A 21843-nucleotide genomic window follows, 5' to 3' on the forward strand; every position below is an offset into this window, starting at 1 on the left:
TCAGCTGACCTGCAGGTCGATGCAGGCGTAGAAGGCGTTCGTGGTGTCCGCGACGTTCCAGATGGCCAGCACGGTCTGGCGGCCGCTGGAGGGCAGGTTCACCTGGTGGGTGACCGTGGCGGGCGGCTGCTGGCCGCCGCCGTCGATGTCGGCGACCTTCTGCCCGCCCACGTAGTACTCGTAGTTCGAGGTCTTGTGGCGCGCGGTGAAGGTCCAGGTGAAGTTCACCGTCCGGCCGACCGGAGCCGCCTGCCACGGCTTGCTGTTGTCGTTCAGTTCGGCGAACTGCGGCACACCGCCGTTGCACTCGCGCAGCCCCTTGGGGCCTTCCACGCTCTGCGGTTCGTAGGAGATCGCACCGCACTCGACCACGCCCTGCGCGCACTGCGCCTGGCGGCTGGCGGGGGCGTTGACGTAGCCGTGGGCGCTGGCCGTACCGGCCGGAATGGCCACCAGCGCGACCGGGGCGACAGCTGCACCCAGTGCGGCGGCGAGCAGTTTCCTCTTGGCGGTCATGTCAGCTCCTTCAGTGAAGCCATGGGGGAAGGGAGAATTGCGTCCGTCTGCGGGGTTCCCGCTTGATGTGGTCTAGACCATACGCCCGGTGGTGGGCATGGTCAAGAGATGGCGGGACCTTGTCCGGGTTGGTGACTTGCCGACGCAAGTAGGTTGTGCCGACGGCGGCTTGCCGCTACCAGGGCCGGATGCGGCCCGTGTCGTTCCGTCGGCGGTCCACTGTGGACGCGACTACCAGACGTCCCCGTTGCGCCACTCGCAACTCAGTGCCCCGGTGCGGTCCAGCGGCGCGGTTCCGGGCAGCACGAAGACCGAGTCGTCCTCTTCTTCGGTCCGCCGCAAGCCTTCCGGGGTGAACACCGACGTCGGGCCCTGCCAGCGCAACCAGCCGCGTGCGGTGTAGAAGGCGATGCCGTCCTCGCTGGCGCTCAGCGCGCCCAGGTCGTAGGCGTTCCGGGCGATGCGCTCCAGTTCCGCCATGATCCGGCCCGCGTGACCGCGCCGCCTGCGGTCGGCACGGACGGCGACGGCCTCGACGTAACCGGCACGCAGGGCGCGGCCGTCGTGCGCGAGCTGCCGTCGCACGATCGAGCCGTGGCCGATCAGGTCGCCGCCCTCGTGCACCAGGACGTGCATACCGCCGAGCGAGTGATCCCAGTCGTCGTCGGAGAAGTCGCCCTCGAAGACCTCGTCGAGCAGTCCGCGCACGGCGGTGAGCGTGGCCGAGCCGAGGTCGGCGGTGTGGGCGGTGGACAGGTCGGTCACGGTCACTCCGGATTCCGGTGCAGGCGCCACAGCGCGATCGCCAGGTGCAGGCGCAGCCGTCCCGGCGGTTCCCGGACCGGCCAGCCGAGCAGGTGCTCACCCTGGGTGAGCCGTTCCTGCAAGGTGGAATGGTGCACCACCAGCGTGCTCGCCGCGGTGCGCAGGCTCGGGCTGGCCGCCACGGCGACCAGCGTCGGCAGCACCCACGGCGCGCTCGACCGGGCGCGGTCCAGCGCCAGCACGTCCGGCGCCGGTTCGGTGTCCGGCCCGACCGCGGTGGCCAGCACGGCGAGTCCGCCCAGCTCGTCGGCATGCACCACGCGCGGGCCGGGGTCGGGCTCGGTGGCGGCGAAGCGGAGCGCGGTCCGGGCCGCCGCCCACGACGAGGGCAGCTCCAGCATGGGCACCACCGGCCCGATGCCCTGCCGCTGCTCACCGCGGATCGCGGTACCGGCGGACTCGACCCGGAACCGGCCGGCGTCGAGCGCGACGACCCTGGCCGTCTCACCGAGGCCGAGCCGCCGGGCCGCGCGCAGCCGCGACTCCGCCGGGGCGGCCGCGTCCAGCACGACCTCGCGCGGCTCCCGCACGGCGGTCCGGTCGAGCACGCCGTGCACGGCCGAGACGGCCCGTTCGACCACCATCGCGCCGACCGGACCGGCGGGACCGGGCCGCTCCAGCCAGAAACCGCCGCCGGGCCGCAACTCCGCGTGCGGCCAGTCCTGCGCCGGCGGGGTGCCGTCGCCGAGGCGCTGCCCGTCCGGGTCGACGCGGATCCGCAGGCGGCGCTCCGGCACGCTCAGCCGCGCCACGCACCCGGCGAGCACCGCGGCGCCCCGGACGATCGCCTCCGGCCCGGCACGCGACTCGACCAGCCGGTCGAAGTAGGCGATCACCTTGACCGCCGCGCCGGCGTCCGGGTCGAGGGCGGACAACCGGCCGACGAGATCCTTCATCCCCCCATCATGCGCCGAGCACGCGCCGGAGCCACGGCAGTCGCGGGGTCCGCGCCGCCGCGGAGACCGCGGCCTGCGGCGCCAGGCCGTCGAACCCGTGGAACCCACCGGGCCAGACGTGCAGCTCGGCCTGCCCGCCCGCCTGCCACAACCGGCTCGCGTACTCGACGGCCTCGTCGCGGAAGGTCTCCGCCGAGCCGACGTCGATGAACGCCGGAGGCAGGCCGGACAGGTCCTCGGCACGCGCGGGCGCCGCGTACGGGGACACATCCGGAGTGCCTCGCCGGTCACCGAGCAGGGCGGTCCAGCCGACTTCGTTCGCGGCGCTGTCCCAGATGCCGAGCCCGGTCATCTGCCGTGCCGACGGGCTGTCGTTGCGATCGTCGAGCATCGGGCACAACAGCATCTGCGCGGTGAGTTCCGGGCCGCCGCGATCACGCGCGAGCAGCGCGGTCGCCGCGGCGAGGCCACCGCCCGCGCTGACCCCGGCGAGCACGATCGGACCGGAGCCGAACTGCCCGGCGGTCCACTCCAGCCCGGCGTAGCAGTCCTCGACCGGCGCCGGGTGCGGGTGCTCCGGAGCGAGCCGGTAGCCGACCGAGATCACGGCGAGCCCGAGTTCGGCGGCCCAGTCGAGGGCGTAGGCCAGGTCGGGGGAGCGCTCGCTGCCGAGGATCATGCCGCCGCCGTGCACGTAGTAGATAGCGCCGACCGTGCCCCGCACGGGACGGCAGACGAGCAACCGGACCGCCGGTCCGTCCGCCGGTCCGGGCACGGTGATCTCCTCGAACTCGAAGTCGCCGCCGTGCCGCAGGTCTTCGTCGGTCAGCCGGCGGTCGGCGTACTCGGCCCGCCGGGCGGGGATGTCCACTTCGGCGAACCGGGTGGGCATCTCCTCGCGGAGCACCTCCAGCGCGGCGGCCAGTTCGGCGTCGAACGGCGGCGGGGTGGTCGTGGTCATCGGCTCTCCCTCGGCTCGGGTCCTGCCGTCATCTTCGGCCGCGCCCGGCCAGCCACGCGGCGGGAATCCCCCGCCAGGTGGCGGTCCGCGCGTGCAGGGCTCTGTGCCACCCGTGCAGTTTCCCCGATCCGGCTCGCCGCGGGGTGGTTCGCTGCGGTCCGGGTAGTCGGTGAAGGGAGGAAACAGGGTGAACAGGAAGAGCCGTCGCGGCGTCGCGGCGCTCGTCGCACTGCTCGCGGCGGGGGCGTTCACGACGCCCGCGGCGGGCAGCACGACCGCGGTCGCCGACACGATCTCCGGGGATCGCGCCACCGTGCGCGAGTACCCGGGCAGGCTCGTGCTGGCGAACGCCCGCGACCGCGATCCGGTGCGGGTCACCGCGTACTGCGGCGAGTGGGCGCGCGTCCAGGTGAACGCGCCGCACGCGATGGCCACCCCGGTCGGCTGGGTGCTGCGCGCGAACCTGACCAAGGCGAGCAAGCCGGGCGGACTGGACGGGGTGCCGGAGCGCTGCGGCATCGACGCCGATCGCTGGCGCGACTGGGTCGGGGCGATCAACGCGCCGTTCCACTCGGTCCGCAAGGTCACCGTCGACGGCAGCACCGGCTGGCGGCGGATCACCTTCGGCACCGGGGTGAACCTGACCGCGTCGGCCGAGTGCACGCCGTCGCTGAACTACACCAGGGTCGGCGACGGCCCCGATGTGGTGGACGCGGGCCAGCGGGTGCGGCTCGACCTGGCGAAGGTGAGCTACCGGTACGTCACGGTGGACGGGTCCGTGGCGCTGATCAGCGCGCCGCGGGCGGGTCAGAGCTACGGTGTCTGGTCGTTCGTGCCGTCGAAGTGCTTGAAGCCCAAGGGACGTGCGCACGTCTACTTCGACGAACCGGTGGCACAACTGGAAAACATCGGCGGGCTCGAGCTGGGCAAGAGCTACTCCGACGCCACCATCCGCGCGCGGGGCTGCTCGGCCGGGCTCCTCAGCCCGGTGCGGCCGTCGTTCGGCTACTGGCCGGACCCGGAGCCGGGCAACCGCCCGGCCTGCCCGGTGTAATGGTGCCGTGAATGTGGCTTTCACGGCCGAATACGCCGTGAAAGCCACATTCACGGCACATGTTTCCACCTTGGCGCGGGTCTCGCGCCTGGGCGTGCCTCCTCGGGCCGAGCCCCTGCCGGGGACACGAATGTGGCTTTCGGGGCGGATTCGGCCCCCAAAGCCACATTCGTGTCCCCGGTGGCTTCGGGGGCGGATGCGGCGAGTGTGGGGGTCGGCTGTATGAACGTGGGACTCGGTTGCCTGAACGTGGGACTCGGCTGTTGAACGTGGGGTTCGGCTACGCGAGTGTGGGGTTCGGGTGTCTGAACGTGGGGTTCGGCTGCGCGAGTGTGGGGGTCGGCTGTTTGAACGTGGGGTTCGGGTGTTTGGACGTGGGGGTCGGGTGCGCGAGCGTGGGGGTGGGGCGTCTGGGTTAGGGGAGGGGGCGGAGGGTGGGTTCGGTGGTGTCGGTGAGGCGCGGGTCGGCGGGTTCGCCTGCCATGGTGAGCAGGCCGCGCACGAGTTTGAACAGGAGCGGCCAGTTCTTCGGCTTCTTCTTGTCGACGCCGCCGATGAGCTGCTTCAGCATGGACAGCGAGTCGAAGTAGATGCGTTCGCACACCAGCTTTTCTTCGGCGTCGAAGACGAAGTACGCGGTCATGCGCACGCGGAACGGCGAGCCGGTGGCCGGTAGTTCGCCGAACGGGCCGAGGTGTGTGCCCAGCAGCCAGAACTCCACGATCACCGCGTCCGCGCTGTGGCGCAGCGCGATCAGTTCGTGCCGCTGGTCGGGGAACGCGGCACGGGTGGCCTGGTAGTAGTCGCGCACGGCGTGGTCGCCGTCGTGCACGGTCATCGTCGCGATCAGCTCGTAGTGCGGGTGCGGGAAGGTCGACAGGGTGGCGTCCCAGTCCTGGGCGACCTCGTCGTGGAAGTGGTCGAGGACCAGCTTCTGCCGCGCTTCGAGCACCTCGGTCCCGGGAATGTCGAATTCGCTCATGCCGCGATCATTCCCGGGACCGGCATCCCGGTGGCGCCGCCCCCGGGTTCAGCTCCTGGCCGCCGCCGCGACCTCCCCCGCCGCGGCCACGGCTTGCTCCTCGTCCCCGACCGGAATCAGCACCACGGACTCCGCGCCCGCCCCGTGCAGGGCGCGGACCTGCTCCACGCACCGCTCCAGGTTGCCGGAGATGCTGAGCCGGTCCACCCACTCCGGCGGCAACTCGGCAGCCAGGTCCGCCTTCTGCTCGATCAGCGACAGCAGGTCCCCGGCGAAGGGCAGCGGCCGGATGTGCGGCGCGGTCGACTCACGCAGGCAGCCGACCACCGACGGCCGCACCCGAGCACGTGCCCGCGCCGGATCTTCGTCCACGGCGAACCAGTTGTAGGCGACGATCGAGTGGTGCTCCGGCGCACCCGGCTCGCCCGCGCCCTCGGCGATGCTGGCCAGCGCCGCCCGCACGTACTCCGGGCTGGACGGCTCGGCGAGGATGGTGCCGTCCGCCGCGGCCCCCGACACCGCCAGCGAGCGCGGCCCCCGCACCCCGCTCAGCACCCGCGGCACCACCTCCGGCGGGAACTCCAGCTGCACGTCGTCGAGCTGGACGTGCTTGCCCCGCAAGGAGATCCGCTCGCCGTTGAGCAGCCCCCGCACCACGGTCAGCGTTTCACGCAGCGCGGCCAGCGGCGACGGGGGATAGGCGCCGATCTGCCGCATCCACGAGGGCACCCCGTGGCCGAACCCGGCGATCAGCCGCCCCGGGTGCAGCCCGGCAAGGGTGGCCAGTTCCATCGCCGCGATGGCCGGGTTGCGCGCCACCGTCGGCAGCACGCCGATGCCGACGGTGATGCGCTCGGTCGCGGCCAGCGCGGTGGCCGCGGTGGCCACCCCGCCGGTGTAGAAACAGTCCTCGACCACCCACACCTCGTCGAGACCGGCTTCCTCGGCCTGCCGGACCAGGCCGACCAGCCGCGCCGGCGGCAGCCGGCACGGGATCATCACGCCCACACGATTCATGCCGGGGACCCTAGCGGTGCGCACCGACAATCCGGTGGCTCAGGCGAAAACCCGTCCTGGATTGAGGATCCCGCGCGGGTCGAGGCTCGCCTTGAGCCGCCGGTGCGTCCACAGTGCCGCGTCGTCCAGTTCGCGCGCGAGCCAGTCGCGCTTGAGCACACCGACGCCGTGCTCGCCGGTGATCGTGCCGCCCAGCCGCAGCCCGAGGTCCATCACCGCGGCGAACGCGGCCTGCGCGGCGGCGACCTGCCGCGGGTCGGTGTCGTCGAAGATGACCGAGGGGTGCATGTTCCCGTCGCCCGCGTGCCCCGCGCAGGTGATCCGCACGCCGTGCTCGGCGGCGATCCCGTCGAGCCCGTCGACGAGGTCGGCGAGCCTGCCGCGCGGCACGCACACGTCGTCGACGAGGCTGGTGCCGAGCGCTTCGTGTGCCGGGCCGACCAGGCGCCGCGCCTGCATCAGCAGCTCGCCCTCGGCCGGGTCGTCGGCCACCACCACTTCGTCGGCCTTGCAGTCGAGCGCGGCACGTTCGAAGGCGGCCAGTTCGTCCGCGGCGGCGTCCCCGGCGTCGGACTGGGCGATCAGCACCCCGCCGACGTCCGGCGGGAAACCCAGGTCCACCAAGGCGGACACGGCCCGCACGGTCTCCGCGTCCATGAACTCCAGCACCGAGGGCCGGTGCCCGTCACCGAGGTAGACGGCCACCGCACGGCAGGCGTCGGCCGGGCTGGGGAAGAACGCGACGGCGGTGAGCGGGCGCCGCGCGGCGGGCCGCAGCGCGAGGGTGATCTCGGTGATCACGCCCAGCGTGCCCTCCGAACCGACGAACAGGCTGGTCAGGTCGTACCCGGCGACCCCCTTCGCGGTGCGGCGGCCGGTGCGCATCACCCGCCCGTCGGCCAGCACGACCTGAAGCCCGCGCACGAAATCCCCGGTGACGCCGTACTTCACGCAGCACATGCCCCCGGCGTTGGTGGCCACGTTCCCGCCGATCGTGGAGATCTCCATCGACCCCGGATCGGGCGGGTAGTACAGGCCGCGCCCGGCCACCGCCGCGGCCAGCCTGCCGTTGAGCACCCCCGGCCGGACCACGGCGAGCTGCTCGGGCACGTCGATCTCGACGATCTCGTCCATCTTCTCCAGGCACAGCAGCACGCAGCCGTCGAGCGCGTTCGCCGCGCCGGACAGCCCGGTCCGCGCGCCCTGCGGCACCACCGGGACCTCGTGCTCGTGAGCCCAGCGCAGCGCCACCGACACCTCCTCGGTGCTCCGCGCGCGCACCAGGACCGCCGGTTCCCCGCTGGGGCAGAAGGAAGCCCGGTCGTGGCGGTAGGCGGCGAGCACGTCCGGGTCGTCGACCGCGGACTCGGGCAGGAGCCGGACGAGCGGGTGCACGGTGCCTCCAGAGGGGTGAGGGTCTTTCCATTCTGCGGCAGCGCCCGCCAACCACTTGCCGCGCGGCAGCCGACAGGCCTACATTGCTCTCATGACCGGATGACCAGATTTGAGTTTCTGGTCAAAACAGAGGGGTTGACGTGCGAGGACGGGCAGATCGCATTCTGGACGCGGCGGGTGCGCTGCTGCTGAGGCACGGGTACTCGAAGCTGACCATCGGCGACATCGCCGAGAAGGCCGGTGTCGGCAAGGGCACCGTCTACCTGCACTGGCGCGCCAAGCAGGACCTGTTCGAAGCGCTGTTCATGCGCGAGTCGATCATCGTGATCGACGAACTGCTGGACGGGCTGCGGGCCGACCCCGGTCTCATCACCCCGCACCGCTTCTACGCGCGGGTGTTCGAGGTGACCACCGAGCGGCCGCTGGTCGCCGCGGTGGTCCTGCGGGACACCGAACTGCTCGGCAAACTCGCCGAAAGCTCGCTGCGCAGCCACAAACTGCTCGCCGGCGAACGCGGGTTCGAGCTGATGGTGCGCTACGGGCTGCTGCGCGGCGACCTGCCCGGCATCCAGTTCGCGCTGCAGGCCACGCTCAGCGGGTACTTCCTCTACGACTCGCTGGACCTGGCGACCGGCGCCGGGCTCGACCTGGCGGCCAGGTCGCGGCTGCTGGCCCACACCATCCGGACCGCGTTCGAGCCCCCGGAAGCAGACCACGCCGGAGCAGACCACGCCGAAGCCGGCCGTGTCGAACCGGCCGCGGCCGAGTTCGTCGCGTTGTACGGCGAGCTCGCCGACACCTACCGGAAGTCGATCTACTCGAGCGACCCCGGTTGAGCGGACCACCACAGGAGAAGGGGATTTCGTCATGACCCGAACAGCAGGCACCCAGCTCGCGGACCGGTGGGGGATCAACCCCGAGCAGTTCTGGTTGCGGGACCGGCTGCCCGAGCGGCCGGTGACCTACGACGAGCAGAAGGGCATGTGGAACGTCTACGGCTACTCCGAGGTCGTGCGGGTGCTGAGCGATCCGGCGACGTACTCCTCGGACACCGCGCGCCTGCTGCCGGAGCGTTCGGAGTTCACCGAGGGCAGCATCATCTCGATGGACCCGCCGCAGCACCAGAAACTGCGGAAGCTGGTCAGCCACGCGTTCACGCCGAAGGTGATCGCCGACCTGGAACCGCGGATCGCGGCGCTGACCCACGAACTGCTGGACGAGGCGGGCGAGCGGATCGACCTGGTCTCCCAGCTGGCCTATCCGCTGCCGGTGATCGTGATCGCCGAACTGCTCGGGGTGCCCGCCGAGGACCGCAACCTGTTCAAGGAATGGGTGGACAAGCTGCTCGAGCGCTCCGGCCAGTTCTCGCTGGTGGAACAGAGCGAAGAGCAGGACAAGCAGATGGAGGCCGCGCTGGAACAGCTCGGCCACCTGTCCGACTACCTGGGCGAGCACGCCGCCGAACGACGGCGGCAGCCGCGTGAGGACCTGCTCAGCAAGCTGGTCCAGGCCGAGGTGGACGGGAGCAAGCTGACCGACCGCGAGGTGGTCAACTTCGCCAACGTGCTGCTGATCGCCGGGCACATCACCACCACCATGCTGCTCGGCAACACCGTGCTCTGCCTGGACGAGTACCCGGAGCAGAAGGCGAAGGTGCTCGCCGACCGCGGCCTGGTGCCCGGCGCGATCGAGGAGTCGCTGCGCTTCCTCAGCCCGTTCGCCACCACCGCACGGGTCACCAACACCGAGGTGGAACTGGGCGGCACCACCATCGGCGCGGATCAGATGGTGCTGGTGTGGCTGGCCGCGGCGAACCGGGACCCGGCGCACTTCACCGAGCCGGGCGTGTTCGACGTGACGCGGGAGCCCAACACGCAGATCGCCTTCGGCCGCGGCATCCACTTCTGCCTCGGCGCGCCACTGGCCCGGCTGGAAGGCCGGGTCGCGCTGAACATCCTGCTCGACCGGTTCCCCGGGCTGCGCACGGATCCGGCGCACGCCCCGGAGTTCATCCCGGCGCCGACGATGACCGGCGTGCGCCGGCTTCCCTTGGTGCTCAAGTAATTCCGAATTCCCGGCGGACGCTCCACCGGAACTCGCCGGTGCACACCACGGTGCCGCTCTCGTCGGTGATCTCGCTCGTGGTGCTCAGGCGGACCTTCGCCGTGGTGCCGTCGAACAATCCTCGCGCCGGCTCGGTGGCCGGTCCGGTCAAGGTGCCGCCGGCCACCAGCTTTCCCTTGGCGGGGGCCAGGAATCGCAGGTCCGCGGCGAACCCGAGCGGCACCACGCCGTCGAACTCGGCTTCGTCGCGGGCCGCCGCGATCAGCGCGGCGAGCCCGGCGGCGTCGAGCAGCCCGAGCGTCCGGTTGGCCGGGATCGGTTCGAGCAGGCGGCGCGCCAGTTCCGTGAGCTCCACGCCGCTCTTCCTGCGCGCACGCCCTTTCCGCGCGGCGAACGCGGGGTGAACACCCCCCGCCCGCGAACCTCAGAGCGCGATCAGCACCGCTGTCGCGGCCGAGGTCAGCGTGAGCAGGGCCGGGGGCAGGATGTGCGAAGGCGCGTCCTTCGCGCGGACGTGGTAGTACACCGCCCCGAGCATCAGGACGGTGAGGCCGATCGCCGCGGCCAGGCCGATCGGGGTCCAGAACAGGCCGATGATCAGGCCCGCCGCCGCGGCGACTTCCAGCGCGCCGATGAGCCGGCTCAGGTTCTGCGAGTACCCGAGCTGCTCGGCGGATTTCTTCATCGCGTCCACGTTGGCCAGCTTCGCCAGGCCGGAGCCGAGGAACACCGCGGCGAGCAGGATGGACAGCACAACGACGACGGTCGACACGGCACGCTCCACACCTGGGGTTGCTCGGGCGTGCCCACCGTAGCGCGGGCGCACTGGCAGGGCTACCAGTGATCCGGATCACAAGGCGGCCCTCGAACCGCGTCCGGCCGGGTTCCGTGTGCCCTGGCAGGAGGTGGAGCCATGCGGCGCACCGGAATCGCCTTCGCGCTCCTGGCCGTGCTGCTGGCCGGGTGCACGGTGCCGATCGAGGGCAGGGCACGGCGGGAGGACCCGGCCGCGGTCGTCGGACTCGGCGTCACGGACGGCCCGAGCGGGCCCAAGCCGGGCGCCCCGCCCACGGATCTGAAGGTCGACGGCAGCGACGGCGGGGAGATCGACGCCCTCGCCACCGCCGCGGTGGCCGATGTGGAGCGGTACTGGGCCGCGCGGCTGCCGGAGACCTTCGGGCAGGAGTACGTGCCGGTCATCCGGCTCGTGTCCTACGACTCCGGCGAGCCGGGGCCGGAGGTGTGCGGGGCCACCACCGAGGGCCTGGTGAACGCCTTCTACTGCGGTGCCGTACCGGACGTGGTCGCCTGGGACCGCGGCGAACTGCTGCCGGAACTGCGGGATTCCTTCGGCCCGGTGGCGGTGATGACCGTGCTGGCGCACGAACTCGGCCACGCGGTGCAGTTCCGGCTCGGGGTGGCGGAGCGGACGCCGACCATCGTCAAGGAGCAGCAGGCCGACTGCTACACCGGCGCGTACTTCCGCTGGGTCGCCGAAGGGGAGTCACCGGCGTTCCGGATCACCACCGGCGAAGGGCTCAACCAGGCGCTGTCCACCCTGTTCCTGATCCGCGATTCGGCCGAGGTCACCTTCGACGCCGAAGGGGCGCACGGCAACGCCTTCGACCGCGTGTCCGCCTTCCAGATCGGCTTCACCGACGGACCGGCCCGCTGCGCCCGGATCGACACGGCCGAGATCGAAGCACGCAGCACCCAGCGCGAGTCCGGTTCCGCCGCTTCCGGCGAGCCGAACCTGCGCCTGGACAGCCGCGAGGCGCAGGAGGACCTGGCCGCGAGCCTGCGCCAGGCGTTCGACCAGACCCGCTCGGCCCCGGCGCTGACCACCGGCCCGACGCTGTGCGAGCCGACCGGCAGTCCCGCGGCCTTCTGCTCGGCGTCCAACCAGGTCGGGCTGAACCTGCCCGAACTGGTGCGGATCGGCACGCCGTCGCGGCGCGGCCGTCCCGGCGGGCTCGGCGACTTCGCCGCCTTCGCCGAGGTCGCCTCCCGGTACACGCTGTCGGTCCAGCAGGAGGCCGGGCACCTGCTCGAAGGCCCGGTGGCGGCGCAGCGGACCGCCTGCCTGACCGGATTCTGGGCGGCCACCCTGAGTTCCGGGGCGGACGTGCCGCTGCGCCTGTCACCCGGCGACCTGGACGAGGCGGTCGCCGAAATGCTCGCCCCGGCCAGCCTGATCGCCGCCGACGCGCGCGGGGAGGCGCTGCCCGCCGGATTCGCCAGGGTGGCCGCCTTCCGCGACGGTTTCGCCGCCGCGGAAGCCCGGGTCTGCTCGGTGACCTATCCCTGAAGGTGGTCCCGCGCCAGGCGCGCGGCCTGCCGCCGGAGCAACTCGGCGGCGTTCGACATCGACCGGCCCGGGTCCGGTTCGAGGTCGGTGAGGGCGTAGGCGGCCCGGAACCCGGCGTCCGCGAGTTGCGCGGGGGAGAGCAGGCACCGTCCGGCGACCGCGACCACCGGAACGTCCCCGGCGGCCCGGGCGACCCCCGAGGGCGCCTTGCCGTGCAAGGTCTGCTCGTCCAGCGAGCCTTCACCGGTGACCACCAGCCGGGCGCCGCGGACCGCGTCGGCGAACCCGAGCAGGTCCAGCACCACCTCGATACCCGGTCGCATTTTGGCGCCCAGCAGGGAAAGCGCGGCGAATCCGACCCCGCCCGCGGCACCGGCGCCGGGTGCGTCCACGTGTCCGGTGCCGACGAAGGACGCCCATCGGCCCAGCGCCCGATCCAGCAGTTCGACCTGCTCCGGGGTGGCTCCCTTCTGTGGCCCATAGACCGTGGCCGCACCCCGTGGGCCCAGCAGCGGGTTGTCCACGTCGCCAGCCAGCTCGAACTCCACTTCGGACAGGCGGGGGTCCAAACCGGACAGGTCGAGCCGGTCGAGGTCCAGCAGGGCCGCCCCGCCGGGTGGCAGCTCCGCGCCCCGGGCGTCGAGCAGGCGGGCGCCCAGCGCGGACAGCATGCCCGCGCCGCCGTCGGTGCACGCGCTGCCGCCCACGCCGAGCACCACCCGGCGGCGTCCCGCCCGCAAGGCCGCCGCGATCAGCTCGCCGGTCCCGGCGCTGGTCGCAGTCATCGGCAGCAGGGGACCGGGAAGCCGATGCAGCCCGGAGGCCTCGGCCAGTTCCACGACCGCGGTGTCGTCCCGCAACGCCAGCGAAGCGCGGACCGGCTGCCCGGCCGGGCCGGTCACCACCGTGCGCACCCGGCGGAAACCGGCCGACCCCACCGCGTCCACCGTGCCCTCACCGCCGTCGGCTACCGGCAGCGACCGGACCGGGATTTCCGGGCACACTTCGGAAATCCCGGCGGCCACGGCCTCGGCTACTTCTGCGGCGGTCAACGACCCCTTGAATTTGTCCGGCGCGATCAGCACCGTTGAGGGTGGTGGTGGGCGACGGGAGGGCTTGTCCGGCGCGATCAGCACCGTCATGGCAGCGGCTCGAACTCCCTGACCGCGTCGATCGCCGGGCCGTGCGGGGTGTTCGCCTCCCGTTCGATCATGATCTCCACCAGCACGGGCCGCGAGGTGGCCACGGCCTCCTTGCGCGCCCATTCGATGGTGTCGCGGATGTCGCCCGGCTCGACCACGCGGCGCCCGGCGCAGCCGTAGGCCTCCATCACCTTGACGTTGTCCGTGCCGTACTCGTCGTAGTGGATGTCCACCTGGTAGTTCATCTCGTACGGGATGGACGCCTGCCGAATCAGCCCGAGGTACTCGTTGTTGATCATGATCAGCACGAACGGCACGTGGTACTGCGCGGCCACCGCCAGTTCCTCGACGAGGTACTGGAACCCGTAGTCGCCGACGATGCCGACCACCTCGGCGTCCGGGGCCGCCTTCTTGACCCCGATCGCCGCCGGGATCTCCCAGCCGAGCGGCCCGGCCTGCCCGCAGATCTGGTACCGGCGCGGCCGGTAGGCCTTCTGGTGCTGCCCGCCCCAGATCTGGTAGAGCCCGATCGCGGTGACGAAGTAGGTGTCTTCGTCGAAGACCTCGTTGATCTCCTTGTACACCCGCGGTGCCTTGATCGGCGTGGTCTCGAAGTCCTCACGACGGCCCAGCGTCGCCTTCAGTTCGGCGACGCGGGAGACCCAGCCACCCGCCGGGCGAGCCGCGTCCCGGGCTTTGGCCGTGCGCACCAACGCCCGCAGGAACAGCTTCGCGTCGGACACCACGCCGAGGTCCGGCGGGAACACCTTGCCCAGCTGCGTCGGCTCGATGTCCACGTGGATGAACTTGCGCTCGCCGCGGTAGACCTCGAGCGTGCCGGTGTGGCGGTCGCCGAAGCGCGCGCCCACCGCGAGCACCGTGTCGGACTCCAGGAACGACGCGTTGCCGTAGCGCTGCGAGGTCTGCACGCCGGTGGTGCCGGCGAACAGCGGGTGGTCCTCGTCGATCGCGCCCTTGCCCATCAGCGTGACCTGCACCGGGATGTTCAGGTACTCGGCCAGCTCCCGCAGTTCGGCCGCGGCCTCGGCGATGATCACCCCGCCACCGGCCAGCAGCAGCGGCTTTTCCGCCGCCAGCAACAGGTCCAGCGCGCGGTCCACCCGCGGCTGGTGCGGGTGCACGGCTTCCACCGGCAGCGGCGCGTCGATCGAGGCGTCGTACTCGATCAGCTGCTGCGCGACGTCCACCGGGATGTCCACCAGCACCGGGCCGGGACGACCCGAGCGCGCGATCCGGAACGCCTCGCGGAAGATCCACGGCGCGGTGGCCGCCTCCTTGATCTGCACCGCCCACTTGGTCACCGGCTTGGCGATCTCGACGATGTCGACCGCCTGGAACGCCTCCTGGTGCAGTTTCGACGACGCCGCCTGCCCGGTCACGCAGAGGATCGGCACGGAGTCCGCCATCGCGGTGTACAGGCCGGTGATCATGTTCGTCCCGGCCGGGCCGGAGGTGCCGATCGCCAGGCCGACCCGGCCGTTGGTACGGGCCCAGCCGTCGGCCATGTGCGTGGCGCCCTCCTCGTGGCGCACGGTCAGGTGCTCGATCCCGCCGCGCACCGCCATCGCCTTGTACAGCGGGAGGATCGCGGCGCCGGGGCAGCCGAACGCGGTGTCCACGCCCTCGGACTTGAGGACCTCGACCACCGCTTCCATCGCGGGCATTCTCGCCATGTCAGTTCCCCTCTCGCCCGGACAGCCGCTCGACGACGCGCAGCAGCGCGGAATGATCGGAATCGCCCAGCCCCTGCGCGCGGGCGGCCTGCACCAGCGCGGCGACCTGGTTGCCGAACGGCAGCGACACCTCGGCCTGGCGGGCGGCGTCGAGCACGATGCCCATGTCCTTGTGGTGCAGGTCGATCCGGAAGCCCGGCCGGAAGTCGCGTGCCAGCATGGATTCCCGCTTCAGTTCGAGGATCCGGCTCGCCGCGAGCCCGCCCGCCAGCACGTCGAGCCCGGCGCGGGCGTCCACACCGGACGCTTCCAGCAGCACGATCGCCTCGGCCACCAGCGCGTAGGTGCCGCCGACCACGAGCTGGTTGGCCGCCTTGACCACCTGGCCCGCGCCGTGCGGCCCGACCAGCGCGGCCACCTTGCCGACCGCGTCGAACACCGGCTTCGCGGCGTCGAAGTCGGCCAGGGTGCCACCGGCCATGATGGACAGCACGGCGTTGATCGCGCCGGCCTCACCACCGGAGACCGGCGCGTCGAGCACGCGGATGTCTTTGCGGGCCCCGGCTTCGGCCACCTTCTGCGAGGTTTCCGGTTTGATCGTGCTGAAGTCGATGAACAGGGTGCCCGGCTTGATCGTCTCGAACACGCCGCCTTCGCCGAGCACCACCGCTTCCACGTGCGGGTCGGCCGGGAGCATGGTGATGACGATCTCGGCGCCGTTGATCGCGTCGGCGATCGAGCCCGCCGCCTTGCCGCCGTCCTCGGCGAGCCCGGCCACCGCGGCGGCGTCGAGGTCATAACCGGTCACGGTGAACCCGGCGCGCATCAGGTTGCGGGCCATCGGCGCGCCCATGATGCCGAGGCCGATGAACGCGAGGTCAGTCATGGAGTTCCTTCGTCGTCGGGGGACGCCGGCCGAAGCCGCCGGCGCGCGCGGTAGGCCCGCCAGTCACCGATCTCGGTGATGTCGCGGAGCTGGACGTGGGAGGTGTACGGGCGGCGCAGGAACATCGCGAACGCCGAACTGCCGTCGGCCAGTTCGGCGACCCCGAGTTCCAGTTCGTGCGGTTCGGACGGCAGCACGTGGTCGCGCAGCGCGTCCAGGCCGATGTCGTAGACCTCGCCGGCCACCGCCGCGCCGCCGTGCGACACCGGGAACAACGCCGGGCACTGGTCGCCGACCGAGTAGAACCGGTACTTCGGCGCGGTGGTGGTCGCGGTGAGAAGTGGTGCGCCGCCGAGCAGGTGGTGCAGCGGTTCGCCGCGCATGGCGCCGCCGTTGAGGAACATCAGAGCCACAGTTCGCCTCCCTAGAAGAGTGCTTTGACGCCGTCGATGCCGAAGTAGACCGCGAAGACCACGGCCAGCACGGTGAGCAGCCAGCCGGCCTCGCGCCAGCGGCCCTTGCCGGTCTTGATCACCACGAAGGCGATCAGCCCGGCGCCGACGCCGTTGGTGATCGAGTAGGTGAACGGGATCAGCGCCGCGGTGAGGAACACCGGGATCGTGTAGTCCGGTTCGTGCCAGGGGATGGTGCGGACCTGGGCCATCATCATGCCGCCGATGACCACCAGCGCCGGGGCCGCCGCCTGCGCCGGGACCACCCCGGCCAGCGGGGTGAACAGCAGGGTCAGGGCGAACAGGGCCCCGGTGACCACGCTGGCCAAGCCGGTCCGCGCGCCTTCGCCCACGCCCGCCGCCGACTCCATGAACACCGTGTTCGGCGAGGAGCCGGTGACCCCGCCCGCGATCGCTCCCGCGCCGTCCACCAGCAGGATGCGGCCCATGCCGGGCACCTTCCCGTTCTTCGACAGCCCGGCTTCGCCGGACACGCTGGTGATGGTGCCCATCGCGTCGAAGAAACCGGACAGCACCAGGGTGAACAGGAAGATCGTCGCGGTCAGCGCGCCCGCCGAGACGAATCCGCCGAACAGGTCCACCTCGCCGAGCAGGCCGAAATCGGGCGCGGCGAACAGGTCGCTGGGCAGTGTCGGCTCGGTGCGGCCCCATTCGCCGAGGCCGAACCCGTCGTGCAGCACGACCGCGGCCACGGTGGCCGCGGCGATGCTGATCAGCACCGCCCCTGGCACCTTCCGCGTCACCAGCACCGCCATCAGCAGCAGGCCGAAGCAGAACACCGCGATCGGCCAGCCGTCGAGGTGCCCGTCCACGCCCAGTTGCAGCGGGACCGTGGTGCCCGCCGCGTCCGGGACGCGGGTGACGAACCCGGCGCTGACCAGGCCGACCAGCGCGATGTAGAGCCCGATGCCCACGGTGATCGCGGTTTTCAGCGGCATCGGGATGGCGTCGAGGATCCGTTCGCGGATCCCGCTGGCGGCCATCAGCACGATGCACAGGCCCTCCAGCACCACCAGCCCGAACGCCTGCGCCCAGGTCATCGCCGGCGCCATCTGGAAGGCGACGATGCCGTTGATGCCGAGCCCGGCGGCCAGCGCCAGCGGCGCGTTGCCGATCAGGCCCATCAGCACGGTCATCACCGCGGCCGAGAGCGCGGTGGCCGTGGTCAGCTGGGCGGTGCTCAGCCTGGTGCCGGTGATGTCCGCCGAAGCACCGAGGATGAGCGGGTTGAGCAGCACGATGTAGGCCATCGCGACGAAGGTGGTCAGGCCGCCGCGGACCTCGCGGCCGACGGTGCTCTGCCTGCCGGAGATCTGGAAGTACCGGTCGAGCAGCGACCTGCGGGGTGGTTCGGGTTCGCCTTCGTGAACCCGGTCGCCGGGACGTGCCAGCGTCATTGGAGGCGTCCTCTCCCTTGCCGGTGGGTTTCGGGGACGTGCTTGTCCGCGGGTGCTCCGGTCAGCGTTCGCGCGCTCAGTAGCCGACGCGGTCCGGCTGGTCGAGCCAGGTCGCGAACGGGGTGAAACCGTCCTCTGTGGACACCTGGGTCACGGGTACGGACCAGGCGTCGCGAGGGGTGGAGAACAGTTCGTAGAAGGCGAGGTCGTCGAAACCGGCCTTCGCCGCGTCGTGCCGGTCGGCGGCGTAGACGATCCGGTCGACCCGCGCCCACAGCGCCGAGCTCAGGCACATCGGGCACGGCTCGCAGGACGAGACCAGCACGCAGCCGTCGAGCTTGAAGGTGCCGAGTGCCTGACACGCCGCGCGGATCGCGACGACCTCGGCGTGCGCGGTCGGATCGAGCTCGGGGGTGACCCGGTTGACCCCGGTGGCGATGATTCCGCCGTCGCGCACGATCAGCGCGCCGAACGGCCCGCCGCCCTCGGTGACGTTCTTCGCGGCCAGCCGCACGCATTCGGTCAGCCAGGCGGCTTCGCGGCTTTCGGTGGTGGTCATGACTTCTCCTGGTTCAGGTTCCGGTGAGGTGTTCGGGCCGGATCGGCACGCGGGGCAGTTCCAGCCCGGTGGCCGCGCGGATGGCGTTCGCGATGGCCGGGGTGGCCGAGATGGTCGGCGGCTCGCCGACCCCGCGGACGCCGTAGGGCGCGTGCGGGTCGGCGCGTTCGAGCACGTCGATCCGCATCGGCGGCGTGTCGAGCACGGTCGGGATGAGGTAGTCGGTGAACGAGGGGTTGCGTACTTTCCCGTCGCGTACCTGGATTTCCTCCATCACGGCCAGGCCGAGACCCTGCGCCGAGCCGCCCTGGATCTGCGCGACGACGGCGTCGGGGTTCATCGCCTTGCCGACGTCCTGCGCGCAGTCCAGTTGCACGACCTTGACCAGGCCCAGTTCGGTGTCCACGTCGACCACCGCCCGGTGGGCGGAGAAGCCGTACTGGACGTGCGCGTCGCCCTGGCCGGTCTCCGGATCAAGTGGATAGGTCGGGCGGTGGTGGTACTCGCGCGTCTCCTCGATGGCGTCTTCACCGAGGATATCGGCCAGTGCGGCCAGGACTTCACCGTCGGAAGCCACGATCTTCCCGCCGGACAGGGCCATTCCTTCGGGTGATCGTCCGAGACGGCCTGCCGCGCGGGCGAAAACGCGCTCGGCCACCGCCCGGCACGCGTTGCGCACCGCGCCGCCGGTGACGTAGGTCTGCCGGGACGCCGAACTGGAGCCGGCGTCGCCCACGCTGGTGTCCGCGGGGTGCACGGTCACCCGCGGCACGCCGAGTTCGGTGCGCGCGATCTGCTGTTGCAACGTGACCAGACCCTGGCCGACCTCCGCCGCCGCGGTGTGCACCATCGCCACCGCTTCGCCGCCGAGCACCTCCAGGCGCACCCTCGCGGTCGAGTAGTCGTCGAGTCCTTCGGCGTAGGAGATGTTCTTGATGGTCACGCCGTACCCGATGCCGCGGACCACGCCTTCGCCGTGCGTGGTGTTCGACGTGCCGCCGGGCAGGTCCCGGATGTCCACCGGCGCGGTGCGGTTCTCCGGCGGCAACGGCATGTCCCTGACCCGCCGCACGAGTTCGGCCACCGGCGCCGGGAAGTCGATGACCTGCCCGGTCACGTTCGCCGAGCCCTCGCTCATCGCGTTGCGGATGCGCAGTTCCGCCGGGTCCATGCCGAGCGCCGCCGCCAGTTTGTCCATTTGGGACTCGTAGGCGTATGTCGGCTGCACCGCGCCGAGACCGCGCATCGCGCCGCAGGTCGGGTTGTTGCTGTAGACGCCCCAGCCCTCGATCTTCGCGTTGGGCACGTCGTACGGGCCGACGCCCAGCGTGGTCCCGTTGCCCACCACCACCGGGGTCTTCGAGGCGTAGGCACCACCGTCGAAGTACAGCCGGGCGCGGACGTAGACCAGGTCGCCGTCCTTCGTGGCCCCGTGCTCGTAGTACATCTTCGCCGGGTGCCGGTGCACGTGCCCGAAGAAGGATTCCTCACGGTTGTAGACCATCTTCACCGGCCTGCCGGTGCGCAGGGCGAGCAGGCACGAGTGGATCTGCATCGACAGGTCCTCGCGCCCGCCGAACGCGCCACCGACCCCGGACAGGGTCAGGCGCACCTTCTCCAGTGGCAGGCCCAGCGCCTTCGCGGTCTGCCGCTGGTCCACGTGCAGCCACTGGGTGGCCAGGTAGAGGTCGACGCCGCCGTCCTCGGCGGGGACGGCCAGCCCGGATTCCGGCCCGAGGAAGGCCTGGTCCTGCATGCCGATCTCGTAGACCCCGGACACCACCACCTCGGCTTCGGCGTCGGGGTCTCCACGCACGATCCGCTGGTAGCGCACCAGGTTCCCGTCCGGGTGCAGGTGCGGCAGCGTGTGGTCGTGCGCGGCCCGCTCGGGGTCGGTGATCGGCTCGAGCACCTCGTAGCCGACCTCGATCTTCTTCAGCGCCTGCCGCGCGATCTCCGGGTGGTCGGCCGCCAGGATGGCGACCGGCTCGCCCTGGTAGCGCACGCGGTCGACGGCCAGCGCCGGCGTGTCCTGGTACTTGAGGCCGTAGACGTTCTCGCCGGGCACGTCCTCGTGCGTCAGCACCGCGTGCACGCCGGGCACGGCCAGCGCCGCGCTGGTGTCGATGCCGGTGATCAGGGCGTGCGGGTGAGGGCTGCGCAGGGTCGCACCCCACAGCATGTCCTCGTGCCACAGGTCCGAGGAATAGGCGAACTCGCCGCGGACCTTGAGCACGCCGTCGGGCCGCAGCGGGCTTTCGCCGATGCCGCCGGTGATCGTGTCGTCGAGCGTCTGCGGGGAACGGGCAGGGTTCGTCGTGCTCATCGCGCCACCTGGGCTTTCCGCGCGGCGGCGAGCCGGACGGCGTCCAGGATCTTCTCGTAACCGGTGCAGCGGCACAGGTTCCCGGCCAGCGCCTCCCGGATCTCCGCGTCACTGGGCTCGCTGGTGCGCTCGATCAGGTCGTGTGCGGCGACCAGCAGCCCAGGCGTGCAGAACCCGCACTGCACCGCCCCACATTCCACAAAGGACTCCTGTACCGGATCTAGTGCGTCGCCCTCAGCGAGACCTTCCACCGTGCGCACCTCACGGCCTTCGGCCTGCCCGGCCGCGACCAGGCAGGCACACGCCGGAACCCCGTCGAGGTAGACCGTGCACGAGCCGCATTCGCCCTGCTCGCAAGCGTTCTTGGAACCGGGCAGGCCGAGCCGCTCGCGCAGCAGGTAGAGCAGGCTTTCGCCCTCCCAGACGTGGTCGGCCCGCCGGTCCTCGCCGTTGACCGTGACGTTCACGCGCATGCCTGCCAGCTCCCTTCGAGGTAGTCCTGCCACGCCCAGCCCAGGGTCCGCCGGGCCATCACGGCCAGTGCGTGCTTGCGGTACGCGGCACTGCCGCGCACGTCGTCGATCGGGGACGCGGCCCGCGCGACCAGTTCGCCGAACCGGCGTTTCACCGAGTCTTCGAGCGCGCGCGGGGCGTGCCACAGGTTCCGGTCGGTCAGTGCACCGGCCAGGAAGTCCTCCGCCTCGGTCGCCCGGCGCGGGGTCGGGGCCGCCGAGCCGATACCGGTGCCGACCCGCTCGCGTTCCGGGTGCAGCGCGAGGCCGAAGGCGCAGACCGCGATCACCATCGCGTTGCGGCTGCCGATCTTGCTGAACTGCTGCGGGCCGGTGGCCGGGGCCAGGTGCACCGCGGTGATCAGCTCGTCCTCGGCGAGCAGGTTGCGCTTGACCCCGAGGTAGAAGTCCCTCACCGGCACCAGGCGCACGCCGTGCACCGAGGCGATCTCCACTTCGGCGTCCGCGGCGAGGAGCGCGGGGTGCGAGTCACCGGCGGGGGAGGCCGCGCCGAGGTTGCCGCCCACGCTGCCGCGGTTGCGGATCTGCGGGGAGCCGACCGTGCGCGCCGCCATCGCCAGGCCGGGCAGCTCGCGGCCCAGTTCGGCGATGATCCGGGTGTACGGCACGCCCGCGCCGATCCGGACGCGTCCGTCCACGCGGGAGTGTTCGTGCAGGTCGGGTATCCGGGTCAGGTCCAGCAGCGCGGCCGGGCGCCGGTGGTCGAAGTTCAGCTCGACCATCACGTCGGTGCCGCCGGCGATGGGCACCGCGTCCGGGTGTTCGGCCTTCGCCGCCAGTGCGTCGGCGAGCGTCAGCGGGCGCAGGAAGTCCAT

General features: G+C 71.6%; 22 protein-coding genes. 4 read left to right on the plus strand and 18 right to left on the minus strand.

From position 1 onward, the window contains the following. From L3Q67_RS28895 to L3Q67_RS28910, 4 genes are all read right to left on the minus strand, one after another. Positions 1-516 carry a lytic polysaccharide monooxygenase auxiliary activity family 9 protein gene (locus L3Q67_RS28895; RefSeq protein WP_499184583.1) on the minus strand — a complete coding sequence of 172 codons (516 nt, stop codon included), beginning with the start codon at positions 514-516 and terminating at the stop codon, positions 1-3. A 231-nt stretch (positions 517-747) separates the two neighbouring features. After that, positions 748-1311 (minus strand): GNAT family N-acetyltransferase, encoded by a 564-nt coding sequence (locus tag L3Q67_RS28900; protein WP_499184584.1) that lies wholly within the window; start codon positions 1309-1311, stop codon positions 748-750. After that, entirely contained in the window at positions 1284-2237 is a 954-nt protein-coding gene (locus tag L3Q67_RS28905; RefSeq protein ID WP_499184585.1) for a CdaR family protein, read from the minus strand. The genes L3Q67_RS28900 and L3Q67_RS28905 overlap by 28 nt, the downstream gene beginning before the upstream one ends. Before the next feature lie 7 nt (positions 2238-2244). Beyond that, positions 2245-3198 carry an alpha/beta hydrolase gene (locus tag L3Q67_RS28910; RefSeq protein ID WP_499184586.1) on the minus strand — a complete coding sequence of 318 codons (954 nt, stop codon included), beginning with the start codon at positions 3196-3198 and terminating at the stop codon, positions 2245-2247. A gap of 187 nt (positions 3199-3385) precedes the next feature. Here L3Q67_RS28910 and L3Q67_RS28915 point away from each other — a divergent pair, with 187 nt between their 5' ends. Continuing rightward, entirely contained in the window at positions 3386-4252 is an 867-nt protein-coding gene (locus tag L3Q67_RS28915) for a hypothetical protein (RefSeq protein WP_499184587.1), read from the plus strand. Between the two features lie 415 nt (positions 4253-4667). Here the strand turns inward: L3Q67_RS28915 and L3Q67_RS28920 are convergent, their stop codons facing one another. Genes L3Q67_RS28920 through L3Q67_RS28930 form a run of 3 tightly spaced genes read right to left on the minus strand, consistent with a single transcriptional unit; the run spans position 4668 to position 7646 of the window. Next, positions 4668-5234: an ester cyclase gene (locus L3Q67_RS28920; RefSeq protein ID WP_499184588.1), complete on the minus strand. Its 567-nt coding sequence runs from the start codon at positions 5232-5234 to the stop codon at positions 4668-4670. 48 nt (positions 5235-5282) lie between these two features. Next, a complete protein-coding gene (locus L3Q67_RS28925; protein WP_499184589.1) occupies positions 5283-6251 on the minus strand; it encodes an LLM class oxidoreductase in 969 nt (322 codons plus the stop codon). A 39-nt stretch (positions 6252-6290) separates the two neighbouring features. Beyond that, a complete protein-coding gene (locus L3Q67_RS28930) occupies positions 6291-7646 on the minus strand; it encodes an FAD-binding oxidoreductase (RefSeq protein ID WP_499184590.1) in 1356 nt (451 codons plus the stop codon). A 140-nt stretch (positions 7647-7786) separates the two neighbouring features. Between L3Q67_RS28930 and L3Q67_RS28935 the strand changes: the two genes are divergently transcribed. Together L3Q67_RS28935 and L3Q67_RS28940 are read left to right on the plus strand one after the other, a co-directional pair. Further along, entirely contained in the window at positions 7787-8482 is a 696-nt protein-coding gene (locus tag L3Q67_RS28935) for a TetR/AcrR family transcriptional regulator (RefSeq protein WP_499184591.1), read from the plus strand. A gap of 31 nt (positions 8483-8513) precedes the next feature. Then, positions 8514-9710, plus strand: a complete 1197-nt coding sequence (locus L3Q67_RS28940; RefSeq protein WP_499184592.1) for a cytochrome P450 family protein — start codon at positions 8514-8516, stop codon at positions 9708-9710. Here L3Q67_RS28940 and L3Q67_RS28945 read toward each other — a convergent pair. After that, positions 9703-10065, minus strand: a complete 363-nt coding sequence (locus L3Q67_RS28945) for a hypothetical protein (protein ID WP_499184593.1) — start codon at positions 10063-10065, stop codon at positions 9703-9705. The genes L3Q67_RS28940 and L3Q67_RS28945 overlap by 8 nt on opposite strands. Positions 10066-10134: 69 nt before the next feature. After that, on the minus strand, positions 10135-10482 hold the full coding sequence (locus L3Q67_RS28950) for a DoxX family protein (protein WP_423576147.1): 348 nt from the start codon (positions 10480-10482) through the stop codon (positions 10135-10137). Positions 10483-10623: 141 nt separating this feature from the next. Between L3Q67_RS28950 and L3Q67_RS28955 the strand changes: the two genes are divergently transcribed. Further along, positions 10624-12018 (plus strand): neutral zinc metallopeptidase, encoded by a 1395-nt coding sequence (locus L3Q67_RS28955; RefSeq protein WP_499184594.1) that lies wholly within the window; start codon positions 10624-10626, stop codon positions 12016-12018. Here L3Q67_RS28955 and L3Q67_RS28960 read toward each other — a convergent pair. The 9 genes from L3Q67_RS28960 to L3Q67_RS29000 form a co-directional block, all read right to left on the minus strand. Further along, complete coding sequence (locus L3Q67_RS28960; RefSeq protein WP_499184595.1) at positions 12009-13160, minus strand: glycerate kinase; 1152 nt, start codon at positions 13158-13160, stop codon at positions 12009-12011. The two genes, L3Q67_RS28955 and L3Q67_RS28960, sit on opposite strands and share 10 nt — an antisense overlap. Beyond that, positions 13157-14836, minus strand: a complete 1680-nt coding sequence (gene gcl, locus L3Q67_RS28965) for a glyoxylate carboligase (RefSeq protein WP_499191671.1) — start codon at positions 14834-14836, stop codon at positions 13157-13159. The genes L3Q67_RS28960 and gcl overlap by 4 nt, the downstream gene beginning before the upstream one ends. A gap of 19 nt (positions 14837-14855) precedes the next feature. After that, positions 14856-15740, minus strand: coding sequence for an NAD(P)-dependent oxidoreductase (locus L3Q67_RS28970; RefSeq protein WP_499184596.1), 885 nt, complete (start codon positions 15738-15740; stop codon positions 14856-14858). Continuing rightward, on the minus strand, positions 15737-16153 hold the full coding sequence (locus L3Q67_RS28975) for an allophanate hydrolase-related protein (RefSeq protein ID WP_499184597.1): 417 nt from the start codon (positions 16151-16153) through the stop codon (positions 15737-15739). The genes L3Q67_RS28970 and L3Q67_RS28975 overlap by 4 nt, the downstream gene beginning before the upstream one ends. A gap of 11 nt (positions 16154-16164) precedes the next feature. Further along, positions 16165-17610, minus strand: coding sequence for an NCS2 family permease (locus L3Q67_RS28980; protein ID WP_499184598.1), 1446 nt, complete (start codon positions 17608-17610; stop codon positions 16165-16167). Between the two features lie 76 nt (positions 17611-17686). Further along, positions 17687-18169: a nucleoside deaminase gene (locus L3Q67_RS28985; RefSeq protein ID WP_499184599.1), complete on the minus strand. Its 483-nt coding sequence runs from the start codon at positions 18167-18169 to the stop codon at positions 17687-17689. Between the two features lie 13 nt (positions 18170-18182). Next, positions 18183-20495 (minus strand): xanthine dehydrogenase family protein molybdopterin-binding subunit, encoded by a 2313-nt coding sequence (pucD, locus tag L3Q67_RS28990; protein WP_499184600.1) that lies wholly within the window; start codon positions 20493-20495, stop codon positions 18183-18185. Further along, positions 20492-20968: a (2Fe-2S)-binding protein gene (locus L3Q67_RS28995; RefSeq protein WP_499184601.1), complete on the minus strand. Its 477-nt coding sequence runs from the start codon at positions 20966-20968 to the stop codon at positions 20492-20494. Before L3Q67_RS28995 ends, pucD begins: the two co-directional genes overlap by 4 nt. Next, positions 20959-21843: an FAD binding domain-containing protein gene (locus L3Q67_RS29000; protein ID WP_499184602.1), complete on the minus strand. Its 885-nt coding sequence runs from the start codon at positions 21841-21843 to the stop codon at positions 20959-20961. Before L3Q67_RS29000 ends, L3Q67_RS28995 begins: the two co-directional genes overlap by 10 nt.

The sequence above is a fragment of the Saccharothrix sp. AJ9571 genome (assembly GCF_021725495.1).
In the GTDB taxonomy this organism is placed as follows: Bacteria; Actinomycetota; Actinomycetes; order Mycobacteriales; family Pseudonocardiaceae; genus Amycolatopsis; species Amycolatopsis magusensis.

Coding starts and splice junctions, on each gene's coding strand:
- L3Q67_RS28905 (WP_499184585.1), bottom strand. CDS start 2,237: ATGAAGGATCTCGTCGGCCGGTTGTCCGCCCTCGACCCGGACGCCGGC.
- L3Q67_RS28995 (WP_499184601.1), bottom strand. CDS start 20,968: ATGCGCGTGAACGTCACGGTCAACGGCGAGGACCGGCGGGCCGACCAC.
- pucD (WP_499184600.1), bottom strand. CDS start 20,495: ATGAGCACGACGAACCCTGCCCGTTCCCCGCAGACGCTCGACGACACG.
- L3Q67_RS28985 (WP_499184599.1), bottom strand. CDS start 18,169: ATGACCACCACCGAAAGCCGCGAAGCCGCCTGGCTGACCGAATGCGTG.
- gcl (WP_499191671.1), bottom strand. CDS start 14,836: ATGGAAGCGGTGGTCGAGGTCCTCAAGTCCGAGGGCGTGGACACCGCG.
- L3Q67_RS28970 (WP_499184596.1), bottom strand. CDS start 15,740: ATGACTGACCTCGCGTTCATCGGCCTCGGCATCATGGGCGCGCCGATG.
- L3Q67_RS28895 (WP_499184583.1), bottom strand. CDS start 516: ATGACCGCCAAGAGGAAACTGCTCGCCGCCGCACTGGGTGCAGCTGTC.
- L3Q67_RS28960 (WP_499184595.1), bottom strand. CDS start 13,160: ATGACGGTGCTGATCGCGCCGGACAAGCCCTCCCGTCGCCCACCACCA.
- L3Q67_RS28910 (WP_499184586.1), bottom strand. CDS start 3,198: ATGACCACGACCACCCCGCCGCCGTTCGACGCCGAACTGGCCGCCGCG.
- L3Q67_RS29000 (WP_499184602.1), bottom strand. CDS start 21,843: ATGGACTTCCTGCGCCCGCTGACGCTCGCCGACGCACTGGCGGCGAAG.
- L3Q67_RS28955 (WP_499184594.1), top strand. CDS start 10,624: ATGCGGCGCACCGGAATCGCCTTCGCGCTCCTGGCCGTGCTGCTGGCC.
- L3Q67_RS28920 (WP_499184588.1), bottom strand. CDS start 5,234: ATGAGCGAATTCGACATTCCCGGGACCGAGGTGCTCGAAGCGCGGCAG.
- L3Q67_RS28940 (WP_499184592.1), top strand. CDS start 8,514: ATGACCCGAACAGCAGGCACCCAGCTCGCGGACCGGTGGGGGATCAAC.
- L3Q67_RS28925 (WP_499184589.1), bottom strand. CDS start 6,251: ATGAATCGTGTGGGCGTGATGATCCCGTGCCGGCTGCCGCCGGCGCGG.
- L3Q67_RS28980 (WP_499184598.1), bottom strand. CDS start 17,610: ATGACGCTGGCACGTCCCGGCGACCGGGTTCACGAAGGCGAACCCGAA.